This window comes from Nosocomiicoccus massiliensis, from assembly GCF_000438455.1.
GTDB classification, from domain to species: domain Bacteria; phylum Bacillota; class Bacilli; order Staphylococcales; family Salinicoccaceae; genus Nosocomiicoccus; species Nosocomiicoccus massiliensis.
Window position 1 is genome coordinate 37493 of sequence record NZ_CAVG010000118.1, and the last position, 14813, is coordinate 52305.

Annotated in this window: 18 protein-coding genes; 2 read left to right on the forward strand and 16 right to left on the reverse strand. The window is 37.2% G+C overall.

The genetic code is table 11. The features are described 5' to 3' along the window. Positions 1-11 precede the first annotated feature (11 nt). From TJ68_RS05465 to ylqF, 3 genes are read right to left on the reverse strand one after another with little or no spacing between them, the layout of a single operon-like run. Positions 12-1187 (reverse strand): DUF418 domain-containing protein, encoded by a 1176-nt coding sequence (locus tag TJ68_RS05465; RefSeq protein WP_040929154.1) that lies wholly within the window; start codon positions 1185-1187, stop codon positions 12-14. Beyond that, entirely contained in the window at positions 1174-1935 is a 762-nt protein-coding gene (locus TJ68_RS05470; protein ID WP_040929155.1) for a ribonuclease HII, read from the reverse strand. Before TJ68_RS05470 ends, TJ68_RS05465 begins: the two co-directional genes overlap by 14 nt. Then, entirely contained in the window at positions 1925-2779 is an 855-nt protein-coding gene (gene ylqF / locus TJ68_RS05475) for a ribosome biogenesis GTPase YlqF (protein WP_040929156.1), read from the reverse strand. The genes TJ68_RS05470 and ylqF overlap by 11 nt, the downstream gene beginning before the upstream one ends. 220 nt (positions 2780-2999) lie before the next feature. Between ylqF and TJ68_RS05480 the strand changes: the two genes are divergently transcribed. Beyond that, positions 3000-4247, forward strand: coding sequence for a Glu/Leu/Phe/Val family dehydrogenase (locus tag TJ68_RS05480; RefSeq protein ID WP_272944041.1), 1248 nt, complete (start codon positions 3000-3002; stop codon positions 4245-4247). Between the two features lie 32 nt (positions 4248-4279). On the opposite strand, the gene arsC is transcribed toward TJ68_RS05480, so the two are convergent. The 10 genes from arsC to TJ68_RS05525 form a co-directional block, all read right to left on the reverse strand. After that, positions 4280-4678, reverse strand: coding sequence for an arsenate reductase (thioredoxin) (gene arsC, locus TJ68_RS05485; protein WP_040929157.1), 399 nt, complete (start codon positions 4676-4678; stop codon positions 4280-4282). A 15-nt stretch (positions 4679-4693) separates the two neighbouring features. Next, positions 4694-5983 (reverse strand): arsenite efflux transporter membrane subunit ArsB, encoded by a 1290-nt coding sequence (arsB, locus tag TJ68_RS05490; protein ID WP_040929158.1) that lies wholly within the window; start codon positions 5981-5983, stop codon positions 4694-4696. After that, positions 5983-6297, reverse strand: a complete 315-nt coding sequence (locus tag TJ68_RS05495) for an ArsR/SmtB family transcription factor (protein ID WP_040929159.1) — start codon at positions 6295-6297, stop codon at positions 5983-5985. Before TJ68_RS05495 ends, arsB begins: the two co-directional genes overlap by 1 nt. A 100-nt stretch (positions 6298-6397) precedes the next feature. Further along, a complete protein-coding gene (locus TJ68_RS05500; RefSeq protein ID WP_052327334.1) occupies positions 6398-7099 on the reverse strand; it encodes a VOC family protein in 702 nt (233 codons plus the stop codon). Between the two features lie 112 nt (positions 7100-7211). Next, positions 7212-7958: an ABC transporter ATP-binding protein gene (locus TJ68_RS05505; protein WP_040929160.1), complete on the reverse strand. Its 747-nt coding sequence runs from the start codon at positions 7956-7958 to the stop codon at positions 7212-7214. Further along, positions 7955-8731: an ATP-binding cassette domain-containing protein gene (locus tag TJ68_RS05510; protein ID WP_052327335.1), complete on the reverse strand. Its 777-nt coding sequence runs from the start codon at positions 8729-8731 to the stop codon at positions 7955-7957. Before TJ68_RS05510 ends, TJ68_RS05505 begins: the two co-directional genes overlap by 4 nt. Then, entirely contained in the window at positions 8724-9410 is a 687-nt protein-coding gene (locus TJ68_RS05515) for an ABC transporter permease (protein WP_052327336.1), read from the reverse strand. Before TJ68_RS05515 ends, TJ68_RS05510 begins: the two co-directional genes overlap by 8 nt. Beyond that, on the reverse strand, positions 9410-9535 hold the full coding sequence (locus tag TJ68_RS08770) for a hypothetical protein (protein WP_272944042.1): 126 nt from the start codon (positions 9533-9535) through the stop codon (positions 9410-9412). Before TJ68_RS08770 ends, TJ68_RS05515 begins: the two co-directional genes overlap by 1 nt. Then, complete coding sequence (locus TJ68_RS05520) at positions 9532-10479, reverse strand: ABC transporter permease (RefSeq protein ID WP_040929161.1); 948 nt, start codon at positions 10477-10479, stop codon at positions 9532-9534. The genes TJ68_RS08770 and TJ68_RS05520 overlap by 4 nt, the downstream gene beginning before the upstream one ends. Positions 10480-10498: 19 nt before the next feature. Continuing rightward, positions 10499-12013 (reverse strand): ABC transporter substrate-binding protein, encoded by a 1515-nt coding sequence (locus TJ68_RS05525; RefSeq protein WP_040929162.1) that lies wholly within the window; start codon positions 12011-12013, stop codon positions 10499-10501. A gap of 456 nt (positions 12014-12469) precedes the next feature. Between TJ68_RS05525 and TJ68_RS05535 the strand changes: the two genes are divergently transcribed. Continuing rightward, positions 12470-12874, forward strand: coding sequence for a general stress protein (locus tag TJ68_RS05535; RefSeq protein WP_040929164.1), 405 nt, complete (start codon positions 12470-12472; stop codon positions 12872-12874). A 35-nt stretch (positions 12875-12909) separates the two neighbouring features. Here the strand turns inward: TJ68_RS05535 and TJ68_RS05540 are convergent, their stop codons facing one another. From TJ68_RS05540 to TJ68_RS08700, 3 genes are all read right to left on the reverse strand, one after another. After that, positions 12910-13794, reverse strand: coding sequence for a hypothetical protein (locus tag TJ68_RS05540; protein WP_162138462.1), 885 nt, complete (start codon positions 13792-13794; stop codon positions 12910-12912). 77 nt (positions 13795-13871) lie between these two features. After that, positions 13872-14255, reverse strand: coding sequence for a DMT family transporter (locus tag TJ68_RS08695; protein WP_238316042.1), 384 nt, complete (start codon positions 14253-14255; stop codon positions 13872-13874). Between the two features lie 18 nt (positions 14256-14273). Then, positions 14274-14813 (reverse strand): DMT family transporter, encoded by a 540-nt coding sequence (locus tag TJ68_RS08700; protein WP_238316043.1) that lies wholly within the window; start codon positions 14811-14813, stop codon positions 14274-14276.

Below are 14813 nucleotides of genomic sequence, written 5' to 3' on the forward strand. Positions count from 1 at the left end.
TTAGATAACAGTTAAATTTGTGCGTTTTTCCCGCGTTTTAAATGTGGTTTAAATGAGAAATACGTCCAAATTCTAAGTATATATTCGAGTGGTCCGTATTTAAACTTCTTCATATAGTAATGACTACATATAATTTGTACGATAAAGAAGAGAATTGCTAACGTAAACGACAGCGTAAAATTCCCGTCTCCAAATCGACCGAGTCCGCTACCGTAATATATAAACGAGTGAAACACCGATTGTAAAATATAGTTCGTTAACGATAATTTACCGACGGCAGCAAGACTATCCATAAATAAGTTTTCTTTATATAAATAATAAAAGAGTCCAATATAACCATAAGCTAACGATGTGTCGATAAAGAACGCATAAAAATCGAGCGTTTCGTTATTTAGCGCAAATATATTTAATACAATCCCGATCGGCACAAGTAGAATGAGTGCTTTTTTCCACGCACCACCTGTTTCAAACATTTTAAGTTTCGCCGCAATCATTCCAGATATAAACACTGGAACATAAAACGAAATAATGAGTAAATACGTAAACACATATCCGACTACACCACCGCCAAAAAACGGATTCTCTGAATCGAATATAAACGACTGGCGTTCAGCCGTCGATAACGTACGATACGCTTCTTTTTCTTCGAGTAAATATTCGATTTTTTCATCGGTTAACTCTGTCGTATAACTCTCAAATTCTTCGTCTACGTCTTCTACGCTACTACCAAAGTCTAAATGCATTAATACAACGAGCGCTGATGATAGAAGAAAACAAACAATCATCGTTTTAAGACTTCGATTCGGTAGCCAAAATAAAACAATCGTCATCAGTCCATAAACGAACAAAATATCTCCTTCAAATAAATACATCGCGTGCAGTGTACCAAATAATAGTAACGCGAGTCCGCGACGAATGAGTCCACGTTTTACACCGAGATCTTTACGTTTAAAACTCGACGCCATCATATACATTCCAAAGCCAAATAAAAAGGCAAATATCGGCATCGTACTTCCTTCAAATAATACGCGAATCGTATTCATTAAAAAGATACCGACATTAGACACGTCATACACTTCAGGATAACTATTACCAAACATGCCGTAGTTAAAAACGAGCAAGTTAGCGAGTAATATCCCGAGTAAACTAAATCCTCTTAAACTATCTACTACTTTAATTCTGTTCATCTAAAATCTCCTGAATTTCCTTCACGGGTGAAAAACTTTTTCTATGAATCGGTGTTGCTCCGTATTGTCTTAACGCTTCTAAATGATTTTTCGTTCCGTACCCTGAGTTTTTTTCAAAATCGTATGCTGGATACTCTTTACTATGTGCTTTCATTAAACGGTCACGATATACTTTAGCGATAATCGAAGCGGCAGCAATCGAATTTGAATTTGCATCACCTTTTATGATACTTTGCTGATGAATATCTAAATCTAATACCATCGCGTCAATTAACAAGTGATCCACATTTACTTTTAAATGTTCAACTGCACGCGTCATCGCAAGTTTTGTCGCTTCATATATATTTAACGTGTCAATTTCTTCGACAGTCGCAACACCTATACCGACTGTACACGTCTCTAAAATAAGATCATATAAACGATTTCTTTCAGATTCACTTAATTTTTTTGAATCATCTAATCCATATAATTTTTCATCGCCTAAAATAACTGCACCTGCAACGACTTCACCTGCAAGTGGACCGCGCCCCGCTTCATCGACTCCGGCAATAACACCTGTTAACCCACGTTCATACGCCATCATACGTTCAAAACGTCGTTTCGTCTCTTCGATTTTTTCAAGTTGACGTCTGCGACTTTTAATTGCATTTTGTACACCGACACGTGTATCACTTTGTAAATCAGTATTGTCTAAATCTTCTATAGAATGTATCGTCTGTAAAAATTCTTTTACTTCTTTAATTGTCATCGTTAACCTCATCAAACGTATATCTACCGATTTTACCGTTACGAATGTCGTAAACGACGCGGTTTGTCACTTGTTCATAGTCAACTTCGTTACCAGACATTAACATGCCTCTACTTCTACCGATTGCGTCAAACACAGAGACGATTATCTCGACGTCATAATTTGAAATTTTATAAAACGAATCGAACGTTTCCTTATCGTGTTCGATTAAAAACTTCATACCAAAAATAGCGACCTCATCTAAATGAACAACTCTATCCGTGATCGCACCTGTTAAACTTAACTTTAACCCGACGTCTCCTTCAAATTTCGGCCATAATACCCCAGGTGTATCTAGCAGTTCTAAATTATTACCTGCTTTAATCCACTGCTGAGATTTCGTTAACCCAGGTGTATTTCCAGTTCTAGCTGCTTTTTTACGCGCTAAACTATTAATTAACGTCGACTTACCAACGTTTGGAATACCGATAATCATCGCACGAATTGGACGACGGTTAATGCCACGCGCTTCCATACGTTTAAACATCTCTTCAGTCGCTTCCATCGCAACCGGTTCAATACGTTTTAAAACGTTGTTACTACGCGCGTCTAATGCAATCGGATACGTTCCAATTGACTTAAAGTAATTCATCCACTGATTTGTCATATTTTGATCGGCGAGATCCGACTTATTTAAAATGACAATACGTGGTTTATTTTTAACAATCTCGTTCATCATTGGGTTTTGACTCGATAACGGAATTCTCGCATCTAAAATTTCTATCACTACATCAACTTTACTTAAATTCTCTTCAATTTGGCGCCGTGCTTTTGCCATATGTCCAGGAAACCAGTTAATAGACATATCTTCACTTCCTCATTACGTTTTAATTTCTATTCGATTATAGCAAATTCCTTTTATCATACGATATACCACAAGGATTTAAAATATGTAAATTATGAAAAAGATTAGTCATACGAACACTAAATTTTTGTTCAAAATAAAAAAATAACAATCTTTCATTATTTTATAAACGTGATATTATATACATATGAACTTAATATCAAAAAAGGTGGTCTTTCCTTTGAGTAACAACTCATTTATTAATGCGCAACAACAAGTTGAATCAGCATGTAGAATTTTGAATACGGAACCAGCAGTCTTTGAAATTTTAAAAGACGTTGAGCGTATGATTGAGGTAAACATTCCAGTAAAAATGGATGACGGTACAGTCAGAACGTTCAAAGGTTACCGCGCAGCACACAACACGTCACTCGGACCAGCAAAAGGTGGAATTCGTATTCACCCTGCAACAACGTACGATGACGTAAAAGCGTTATCTATTTGGATGACATTTAAATGTGCAGTAACAGGTACACCATACGGTGGTGGTAAAGGTGGTATCGTTGCTGACCCAACAAAACTATCTGAAAACGAACTCGAGCAATTAGCGCGCGGATACGTTCGTGGTCTTTACAAATACTTAGGCGAAAAAATCGACGTACCTGCACCAGACGTAGGCTGTAGTGCACAAATGATCAGCTGGATGGTTGACGAATACTGTCAATTAGCTGGTACACAAGCACTCGGTACATTCACTGGTAAACCAGTAGAATACGGTGGATCACTAGGACGTACAGAATCAACAGGATTCGGTATTTCAGTCATTGGACGTCAAGTTGCTAAGAAATTCGATATCCACTTCGAAGAAGCAACACTTGCAGTACAAGGATTCGGTAACGTAGGAAGCCACGCGGTAAAATACTTCGAACAACTCGGTGCAACAGTACAAGCAGTTATGGAGTGGCACCCAGATGGATTATTTGCTATCTACCGTGAAGAAGGATTTACTTACGAAGAGCTAGAAGCAAACCGTGGTAAATTCAAAGAAATGGACAACGTTAAAATCTTAAACCCAGAAGACTTCTGGTCATTAGACGTAGACATTATGGTACCAGCAGCACTTGCAAACGCAATCGATGAGCGCGTTGCGAAATTAGTAAAAGCAAACATCGTATTAGAAGGTGCAAACGGACCAGTCACTACTGAAGGAGATGCAGTATTCAAAGAAAGAGGCATCACAGTAGTACCAGACATCCTTACAAACTCAGGGGGAGTAATCGTATCTTACTATGAGTGGGTACAAAACCTACAAGGATTCTACTGGACAGAAAAAGAAGTCTTAGAGCGTCAAGAAGAGAAAATGATTCAAGCATTTGACGAAATCTGGGATACAAAAGAAAAACACGACGTAACATTCAGAGAAGCGGCTTACTTAAACTCAATTCAAAAAGTAGCAGATGTTATGAAGTTACAAGGTAAATTATCATAATATATTAAGAGGCGAACATACTCGCCTCTTTTTTAATGTCTCAATTTAAATTGTTCTATCGCTAATTTAATTTCATCTCTAACACGCTCGAATTCTGACCACTCTTTACCCGCAGGATCATCAAAACCCCAATGTTCTTTTTTAACGTTTACCGGTAAGATAGGACAATTCTCATCTGCATCACTACATAAGGTTACGACTAAATCTGATTGTTTTAAAATATCATTATCAATCAAGTCTGACGTATGGTCTGATATATCAATACCTACTTCTTTCATAGCTTCTACTGCTTTAGGATTAACACCATGTGTTTCAATACCAGCAGAATAGACATTCCAATCTTCACCTAATAATTTCTTCCCCCAACCCTCAGCCATTTGGCTACGGCAAGAGTTGCCAGTACATATAAAATAAATTGTTTTCTTATCCATAATTAAAGCCTCTTTTTAAAATATGATTAGTGTAAAGTACAATCCTAAGAGTGTTACAAATAGGACTGGAATAGTAATGACAATTCCCGTTTTAAAGTATGTTCCCCATGAAATCTTTACACCTTTTTGTGCTAAAACATGTAGCCATAATAATGTTGCTAAAGAACCAATCGGCGTAATTTTAGGTCCTAAATCAGAACCTATAATATTCGCATAAACCATACCCTCTTTTAGTAGTCCTGTAGCACTAGATTGACCAATCGCTATTGCATCTATTAAAACAGTTGGCATATTGTTCATAATTGATGATAAGAAAGCAGCTATAAAGCCCATCCCCATCACACTAATGAATAATCCATAACTTGAAATATTAGTTAATATTTCAGCTAAAAATGTTGTGATACCTACATTTTTTAACCCAAATACAACTAAATACATACCAATAGAAAATAGAACGATGTTCCATGGTGCACCTGTAATCACTTGTTTTGTATTAACTGCTTTAGATTTTCGAGCGAATAGCACAAATATTATAGCAATCGTACCAGCAACAAAAGATACAGGTATCTGAATAAACTCACTAACAAGATAACCAACAAGTAGTATTACTAAAACAATCCATGAAATCTTAAATAGTTTAAGATCTTTAATTGCATTTTTAGGGTCAGGTAGATTTTCTGCATTAAACGTTTTAGGTATAGATTTTCTGAAATATAACCATAAAACGACAATACTAGCAATTAAAGAGAATATATTAGGAACAATCATACGGTTAAAATATTCAATAAATCCAATATCGAAGTAATCTGCAGAAACAATATTCACTAAGTTACTTACAATTAAAGGTAGTGATGTCGTATCCGCAATAAATCCACTAGCTATAATAAAAGGGAAAATCTCTTTTTGATTAAACCCTAAACTTCTTACCATCGCTAATACAATAGGAGTTAAAATTAAAGCTGCACCATCATTTGCGAAAAATGCTGCTACAACTGCTCCAAGTAACATGATAAAAACAAACATTTTTAAACCATTACCATTTGAAGCTCTGACCATATGTATTGCAGACCATTCAAAAAATCCAATTTCATCTAATATTAATGAAATTAAAATAACAGCTACAAAAGTTAGAGTGGCATTCCAAACAATACCTGTTACTTCTAGTACATCAGAAAAACTTACAACTCCTGTAATGATAGCCACAACTGCCCCAATTAAAGCTGTAACACCAATATCTAAACCTTTTGGTTGCCATATAACAAAAGTTAAAGTTAAAAGGAATATTACAATTGCTAAAATAGTCATCAGCAATCACCTGATTTCACATTGTTACATACACATTTTTGATTTGATGTGTTAATAAGATTTAATTTTTGGATAACATCTTCTAAATTATCATGATTCAGTTGATACCAATGTTTGTTACCGTCTTTTCTTGTTGTAACTAATTCATTCTCTACTAATAACTTCATATGATGACTGAGTGTAGGTTGTGAAAAATGAAAGTATTCCAACAAGTCACAAGCACATAATTCCCCACAAGATAGTAAATCTAGTATCTCCAACCGACTTGAATCTGATAAGACTTTTAATATTTTTGATAGTTCTTTATAAGACATTAATAACCCTCCTATATGGTAAATAGATTAACATCTATATAGATTATTATCTATGTGCTTTTGTTATTTTTTTACAAACCCTTACGAAACGTTAATTACATTAAATTATGAATGTCTCTCCGTCTGTTTCGATTACTACCTGATTTTCTTGTAACCCTTCCGTAAATGTTAGTCTTACTTTACCTAATTCCAGAGTGTTCTCATCATGTTTATTTAAGTGAAAAGCTTCGGTGAATGCGTGAATCGCATTATCAACATTTTCTACTGCTACCTTAATTTCTAATAGTTTACCGTTATCTCCTAGTATGCTTCCTGCTTCAAGGTTTTCTAGTCTCTCTTCGTCACTCATACCCCAGTCAATAATGAATGGCATAGGGACGTTCGTCTTATTGTCTTTTATAAATAACAACTTCCATGAGACTACTTCTCCATTTTCTTTTTCTCTCTTGAATGTGCGAGGCCCATCGATTTCGAATCCTGAATTCTCGAGCGACGTACTGAGAGCTTCGATGTCAGTCGTTCGAAGTGCAAAGTTGTGCATACCCTCACGGTAATTTTCTTTATATATGGAAGACATGAGCGTGTAATCTACATTATCTTCGTTGTACTTCTCGAAGGTTTGTCTGTTTTTTATCCCTAAAAATTCAATATAAGAGAGCCCGCAGTGTAATAGTGTATTATACGTGCCCCAAATGTCGTGTGTACCGCCGGTCACGATATGAAACCCTTTTTGTTCGTATTCGTCTTTTATTGCACTAGGATCTTCAGAAAAATAGATGATGTGGTCGAATAATACTGTCATATGAACGCCTCCTTTACTTATTTTTATTTCTGTCATAGTAGAATACTACTAATAAAAAATTGCTAAAAATAAAAAAGAATACTCATGGTTAGTATTTAGCTTATCAAACACTTCATATCGAACTCGCAATAAGTTTTTTGGTATAGGGATTTTGTGGATTGTTCAAAATATCGTCCGTTTTACCTACTTCTACAATCTGTCCGTCTTTCATAACGATGATTCTATCTGTCAGTGTTTTTACTGTGGATATGTCGTGCGTGATGAATAGATATGAAGTGCGAATGTTATGTCGTAACTTCTTCAAAATCTCGATGACTTCTTTTTGCACGAGTATATCTAGTGCGGAGACCGCTTCGTCAAATATTACCACTTTCGGATCAGTGATCATCGCTCGGACGATCGATATGCGCTGTGCTTGTCCACCGCTTAACTGGTGCGGGTATTTATCTAGAATCGTTTCGTTTAATTGCACACGTTCTAATGCGCGAAGTATCTCTCTATCCATCTCTTTTTTTGTCTTTCGCCGAAGTCCTTTCGCAAAAAATGGTTCTCGGAGTGACGTTCTTACCTTCAAATATGGATGTAGACTTTCTCTAGGGCTTTGAAATACAAACTGCACATTTTGTCTAAATTTTAGGTAGTTACGTTTTTTCATACTTTTGATATCTTCACCTTCAAAATATACAGTTCCTGAGTTTGGACTTACAAGTCCGCCAAGGATATTCGCAAGTGTAGACTTTCCGGACCCAGATTCTCCAACAATTCCGATAGATTCCGCTTCTTTAAGTTCCAAACTCACATCTTTCAAAGCTATTGTATCTTTGAAGTTTTTAGACACATTTTCACATGATAAAATCATCTCACGCCCTCCTCTCTCGTTACTTGGACGAGTGCTTTTGTATGCGGATGCGTTGGATGCTTAAATAGCGTCTTTGTATCATTCGTCTCTACCATTTTTCCCTTATAGAAAACATACGCACGGTCCGTGTACTTCTCTATCAGTTTCATGTTATGTGTGATTAAAATGAGCGACACACCTTCTTCTTGATTCAGTTTTTTAAAAAACTCCATTATCTCGTGTTCCGTGATGCTATCTAGAGCAGTCGTCGGCTCATCTAAAATAATTATACGTGGCTTCGTCATTAGGGAGAGTGCGATATTGACGCGTTGGCGCATTCCACCAGAAAGTTCGAACACGTATCCGTTCAAGATTTTTTTAGGATTTTTAAGCCCCACAAGTTCTAACAATTCCGTCGCACGTTCTAATCCTTCACGTTTAGTGCCACACTGATGCGTCACGAAACCCTCTAACATCTGATGCTTAATTTTTACTAACGGATGTAAAAATTCCGTTGTATTTTGTGGAATATACCCAACATCAAGTCCGATGAGTTTTCGGTAATCGCTCGGCTTAAGGTCATCTATGTTTTTATCTTCTACCATTTTTAGCGTAGCATGTGACACGAGTGATCTCGGAAGCAAGTTAAACATCGCTTGTGTCGATATTGTTTTCCCTGAACCTGATTCCCCAAATACCCCTACAATTTCTCTCTTTTTAAGATAAAAATCAAATGGCTGTACGAGTCTCTTTCCTTCATTTGTGCGCACTTCGAGTGCCTTTATATCAATCATTAGTATCACCTAATTTCATGAGTCGATCATTCAACGTATCTCCCATTAAGTTCAGACCAAGGACAGTAACCACAAGTAATATCCCTGACGGCAAGATTAAATATGGATAGCTCAGCATAAAGCTCTGCGCTTCTTTTAACATCAGTCCAAAACTCGCGTTCGGTGGAACGACACCAAGTCCTAAATAAGATAACGCGGATTCTATTAAAATTGCAGATCCAATACTTGCACTGAATTGTGTTACGAGTCTAGGCAAAATGACTGGGAGATAATGTCTCCACACAATTCTCATTGTCGATAGTCCCATGCTTTTTGCCGCCACTATATAGAGTGCGTGTTGTTGTTCTTTAATGAGTGAATACGTCAGTCTAGCAAATATTGGTATCATAAATATCGCGATTGCAATAAGTGTAGAGTAAAGTCCATCCCCAAATACAACCACAAACATCATAGCAAGTACGATACCTGGGAATGCGAGCATCCCATCTATAAACCTTAGGAAAATCATGCTGATCCACTTATTTGATAAAGCAGAAATGACACCTATGAAAACCCCAGCACATAAGCCTAAAGTGACTGAAACCGTTCCTAAAAGTAACGCATAGCGTGACGCAACCATTAACCTAGATAATATATCTCTACCAAACTGATCCGTACCGAGTAGATGCTCTTTAGACATCAAAGAAAACGATTATCAATATCCATCTCTGTAATCGGATATGGTGTATAGAAAAATGACACTATTCCTAGCGATAACGGAATGAGTAAGAGTACTACGCTCAATATAAACACATATTTTCTCATGACTCTTTCCTCCTCATTCGCTTATTCAGGAGAATATAGAGTATGTCTGTGATAAGCGTAATGATTATGACAGAAGTCACAATAAAGCTCACGAGCCCTAAAATTAAGAAGAGATCTCGTTTTAATACTGCACTAAATAACAGTCGGCCAACTCCAGGCAAACTGAAAATACTCTCTACGACAATCACACCTGAAATTAACCCCGCAATTTGAATACCAATAACTGTAAGTGGTGCAATCAACGCATCACGCAGTGGATATTTAATGATTGCAAAAACAGGATTCATTCCAGACACTCGGGTCATGAGCATATAATCTTGTTTTAAACTATGTAACATCGAGCTTCTCACGATCCTAATCTGTGTCGCAATCATACCAAATGCGAGCACAAGTGCCGGCAGTAGTAAGCTCATAAAGCCACCATAAACACTCTCCGTAAATGGTTTAAATCCAGATATCGGAAACACGTCAAACTGTGCAGCGATGTAAACGAGAAAAATGAGTGCAATAAAAAACTGTGGCATCGCGTCACCAATTTGCATGAGCGTTCTCGCTATAATATCAAACGTCTTATTTTGTTTTAATGCAGCAAAGACACCAATTGTGAGTGCTAAAGGCACCGCAATTACGATTGACATCACCATGAGTGTTAACGTAACAGGTAACCTACTTAATAGAAGTGCTGTCACTGTCTCACCATATGTAAAAGACACACCAAAATCACCAGTTATCGCACTGGTCAACCAGTTAAAATATTGCGTATACCAAGCAGCATCCATCCCGAGAGCTGCTCGAAGTTCTCTGACACGTTCTGGTGTGGCTTCTGTTCCGAGACTAATTTCCACCGCATCTCCAGGTATCATCATCAACATAAAAAAAGTGATAAATGATACGACAATTATAAGTACTATGCTACTCGTAATGCGTCTTATAATTTCTTTCATATCATCCATCACCTATTGATTACTCTTTAAATTTTAAATCTTTTAATTCAAAAACATCGATTGGATATGACGTGAATCCTTCTAAGTCTTCACTGATCGCGTAAATACGTGTTGGCGCTTGAATATACAATGCTGGAACTTCTTCTGCTAGAATCGTTTGGACACGGTTATACATGTCCATACGCGTATCATCATCTAATTCTACTTTAATAGATGATAAAAGTTCGTCTACTTCTGCATTTTTATAATTAAAGTAGTTATCCGAGCGCGTGCTTCCATATTTCTCTAGTAAATCATAACCTTCGATACGACCTGTGTGTCCAACGACTGTAAGATCATAGTCACGGTTACCATAGACATCTGTTAACCATGTACCCCATTCTATCGTCTCTATTTTAACATGAATTCCGATTGCCTCTAATTTTTCAGCAATAATCTGTCCTGCATTCACATAGTTTGGATAGTCTGTTGGAAGTTTCATATTCAATGTGATGCCCTCTCTGCCTGACTCTTTCACGAGTTGTTTCGCTTTATCTACATCATACGGATAAGTGTCTGTTGTGTCGACATATCCTTTTAAAACAGGGGGATAGTGCGAGCCGATTTCTTTGCCATATCCCCACCACACTGCTTTGATGAGTTCTTCTTTGTCAACTGCCATATTAATTGCTTGTCTCAGTTTTTCATCTTTTAAATGCTCGTTTTCTAAGTTCATAGCCATGAGCTGTACAGAGTTATTGTCGATTTCAACGATTTTTGCATCACCTAATGTCTCTACAACATCCCCTGTAGTTTCGATTAAATCTATATCGCCCTTTTTGAAGCTTGTTACCCGTGCAGTTGAATCTGGCATCATCTTAAACTCAATATGTTTAATTGCACCTTCGTTATAGTGTTCGACACCTTCTAGAACAACCTTATCTTGCGGAATCCAGTTCACAAGTTTATATGGTCCTGTACCTACTGGTGATTTCTTTAAATCATCTCCCGCACCGTCTTTAACAATCGCTGCCCATGGGTATGCAAAGTCGCTTATGAATGATGCGGATGGTGCTTCTGCTCTGAATTCTATCGTATAATCGTCGATTACATTGACTTCTGTTATGTATTGATAGTTATCTTTTCTTGGTCCTAAATCATCTATGATGCGTTCAAATGAATAGGCAACGTCCTTTGCTGTGAACTTTGTTCCATCATGGAACTTCACATCATCTCGCAAGTGAAAGGTGAGCGTCTTGCCGTCTTCAGACTGTTCATAAGATGAAGCCAAGCTCGGCACAATCTCTCCGTCTTCTGTCACTTTGACTAGCGTATCATAAATATTGTTTGTGATGACAAAAGTCGAACTTGCGGTTGTGCGATGCGGATCTAACCCATCTGGATCCACAGATATTGCGACTTTAAGTCCGTCTTTTGTCTCCTCAGTTTCATCTTCTTTTAATAGGTCTTTGACTTCTTCAGACCCTTTTCCACAAGCTGATAACAAAAGCGTAAGCATAAGTGCTACAAATAATACACCAAATTTATTTTTCATTTTGGTCTCCTTGGTATAAATAGTTTATTCAATTGACTATATTTTCCATGATTTTCTGTATTTTATCAATTTAAAAAACCGAGAAGTCTATTTTCTCGGCATCGTTTTGTTACTCATACTGTGTTTTTTATTTCGAATTGATAGAAGTATCATACACACGAATGAAATGAATAACCCCACTAAAAATAAAGTGTAAATAATTGAACCTTGAAACGCATTTTTAAGCCACAAAATAATGGAGGTAATCATCAAAAGATCTCCAAAAATAAATATATAAAACAGATGCGCATCTTTAACTTTTGACATATGAATCCCCCTATATGTATTCCGTTACACATGAATATATCATAGTCTTTACCTCTATACTTACATTTTTTAAAAGTCTTTTTGGTTTTATTTTTAAAATTAGGTGGTATGTGTCTAGTAAGAGGCGGAACAAAGAGGAGTTGGTTTTTAATGAGGAAAATTGAGTCATATTTTAGTCCTGAGGAAGTAGAGGCGCGTGTGAAAGATTTAAGAGAATCTGGTGTTATGGAAGAGGCAATTGCAGTCATCGCAAAGCCAGATTTGTATGACGAAGCATTTGAAACGTATAACATGGAGTCGCTCGTTTCAAAAGTGAGTACATGGGATAAGTTCATGTCACTATTTTCGAGTGATGATCCCGAAAGTCGCATGGTGAGTAAACTAGACTTAACGGATGAAGAAAATGAATACTACCAAAAAGAACTTGCTGAAGGTGCCATTTTGCTCTACGTGAATGATTATGAATCACTTGATGGCCATGCAAGTCATATACCAAAAATAACAGGTGGCTCTAACTTCACAAGCGATAAAACTTATGAAGGCAATGAAAAATAATAACCTAGAGAACTGACTCAGGTCAGTTGTCTAGGTTATTTTTCTGTGTAGTCTACAATTTTAAATGTATTGTCATCTACTTTTTTCATCTTGTAATCAATCGTCGTTGTTTGTTTACCATTTGACTTATCGTGCTTGTAGTCGCGCTCGATCGTCACATTATAATCATCATTAGCATACGTATATTTAATGAGGCGCACGTCATAAGATTCCTGATTTTTGAAATTACCGCTCTTCTTGTTTTCTTTTACCTTTTTCTCAGCATTACTACCCGCTTCAATATCTGAAAGAACCGCTTCACTGTCACCGTTAAAGTAATCTACAAGCTTGTCGACATACGACTCCATAAACTGCTCGACGCGCTCGTCCTCATTTTTAGGCTCTGATTTTTTCTTGTCTTTTTTATCTTTGTCATTATCTTTAGTGTCTTTTTCCGACGTCTTATCGTCTTTTTGAACGGTTTCAATCGTCACAGGACCGATTGGCTTGCCGTCTTTCGACCACATGACAAGATGAATTTCATCCTCAGTATTTTCTTTTAGAAGATACGAGTATTGATGAAGGCCCGCAGATTCTTTTGTGCGGTCCGGCTCACCGAGCACAGTGACTGCGTTGTCTAGTTTGTCATTCATGTAGTATACGACGTCTACAATTTCGTCTGATTCATAGTTTAGTCCGACGTTTCCATAGATTTCATAGGTCTTATCGGCTGTCTTAAACTTTGCATTTGGCTTTCCGTACGCATCCAAAATTTCTGAGCGCGTCATGCCTTTCTTAAATTCCGAGCCACTAAACGTGACGTCTCCATTACTATAGTTCGGCAACACAAAAAGTTTTTTGTCTGTCTCATCATTCAGTTCAATTGTCGGCGCTTTTTTAGTCTCTTCACTCTCTTGTGGCGCGTTATTTTGACATCCCACGAGCACTAGCGTGAGCGCCAGACACATCTATAGAAAATACTTCACATGCGTCACCTCTTGTTCTTTTCTATAGTATATTACAAATCATCATCCAATTGGGTTTTCATCTTGCTGGGGTTACGTTTAAGAATTTTCGTTTCAATGTAGCCCGTACCAAATAATACCCCAAGTACAATGAAGATAAAACCAGACATTTGCACTAAGTTGATGACGTCATTTAAAAGCAGTGCCGAAAAGACGAGTCCAAATAGTGGGACTAAGTTATTAAAGATAACTGTGTTTCCTGCACCGATGCGTTGTATCGATCCGTTAAAGATAATGAAACCAATACCCGTTGCGACAATTCCAGAGAATAAAAACACAAACATCGTTGGGGTACTCATTGAGAAAAATGTCTTTATCCCACCGGGTTCAGTAAATATACTGATAAGTAAGAGTACCGTCGAACCGATTAAAAACATCACCGATGTTGCTTGCTTTTAATCTAATGTGAACGTTAGTTTACGCACAAATATGAAACTCATCGCTTGCACAAACATCGCAATAAATAGATAGAGTTCGCCTTTCGAAAACACCATATTACTGAACGTTCCGCCTTGAATAAAGAACACACCGATAAGCGCCAAGATAAATCCAACGAGACGAAATTTCGTCATCTGTTCTCCTAAAAACATCACGCCCATAATAGCAGTCGTGATTGGTAAGAGTGCTAAGATCAGTGACGCGTTCGATGCGTTGATTAGAACAAGTCCTTTCGCAATAAACAAGTGGTGCAAAACGACTCCGAAGAGCGTTCCAATCAGAATATAACGCCATTCGGATTTCGTCATTTTGCGATATGATTTTAAACTTACGATGATGATTAAAGTCGTTATACCTGCGGTCATAATACGAAATGCGGTCATAGTTGCTGGTGGTAACTCGGTAACAAGCACTTTTAAGAGAACCATGTTGAGTCCCCAGATGACGGTCGCCATCAATATGCTCAAATAAGTAAACGTCAATTGATTTTTTGTCAC

Excerpts from the sequence above, each read along its gene's own strand:
- TJ68_RS05465 (WP_040929154.1), bottom strand. The coding sequence starts at position 1,187 with ATGAACAGAATTAAAGTAGTAGATAGTTTAAGAGGATTTAGTTTACTC.
- TJ68_RS05470 (WP_040929155.1), bottom strand. The coding sequence starts at position 1,935 with ATGACAATTAAAGAAGTAAAAGAATTTTTACAGACGATACATTCTATA.
- ylqF (WP_040929156.1), bottom strand. The coding sequence starts at position 2,779 with ATGTCTATTAACTGGTTTCCTGGACATATGGCAAAAGCACGGCGCCAA.
- arsC (WP_040929157.1), bottom strand. The coding sequence starts at position 4,678 with ATGGATAAGAAAACAATTTATTTTATATGTACTGGCAACTCTTGCCGT.
- arsB (WP_040929158.1), bottom strand. The coding sequence starts at position 5,983 with ATGACTATTTTAGCAATTGTAATATTCCTTTTAACTTTAACTTTTGTT.
- TJ68_RS05495 (WP_040929159.1), bottom strand. The coding sequence starts at position 6,297 with ATGTCTTATAAAGAACTATCAAAAATATTAAAAGTCTTATCAGATTCA.
- TJ68_RS05500 (WP_052327334.1), bottom strand. The coding sequence starts at position 7,099 with ATGACAGTATTATTCGACCACATCATCTATTTTTCTGAAGATCCTAGT.
- TJ68_RS05505 (WP_040929160.1), bottom strand. The coding sequence starts at position 7,958 with ATGATTTTATCATGTGAAAATGTGTCTAAAAACTTCAAAGATACAATA.
- TJ68_RS05510 (WP_052327335.1), bottom strand. The coding sequence starts at position 8,731 with ATGATTGATATAAAGGCACTCGAAGTGCGCACAAATGAAGGAAAGAGA.
- TJ68_RS05515 (WP_052327336.1), bottom strand. The coding sequence starts at position 9,410 with ATGTCTAAAGAGCATCTACTCGGTACGGATCAGTTTGGTAGAGATATA.
- TJ68_RS08770 (WP_272944042.1), bottom strand. The coding sequence starts at position 9,535 with ATGAGAAAATATGTGTTTATATTGAGCGTAGTACTCTTACTCATTCCG.
- TJ68_RS05520 (WP_040929161.1), bottom strand. The coding sequence starts at position 10,479 with ATGAAAGAAATTATAAGACGCATTACGAGTAGCATAGTACTTATAATT.
- TJ68_RS05525 (WP_040929162.1), bottom strand. The coding sequence starts at position 12,013 with ATGAAAAATAAATTTGGTGTATTATTTGTAGCACTTATGCTTACGCTT.
- TJ68_RS05535 (WP_040929164.1), top strand. The coding sequence starts at position 12,470 with ATGAGGAAAATTGAGTCATATTTTAGTCCTGAGGAAGTAGAGGCGCGT.
- TJ68_RS08695 (WP_238316042.1), bottom strand. The coding sequence starts at position 14,255 with ATGTTTTTAATCGGTTCGACGGTACTCTTACTTATCAGTATATTTACT.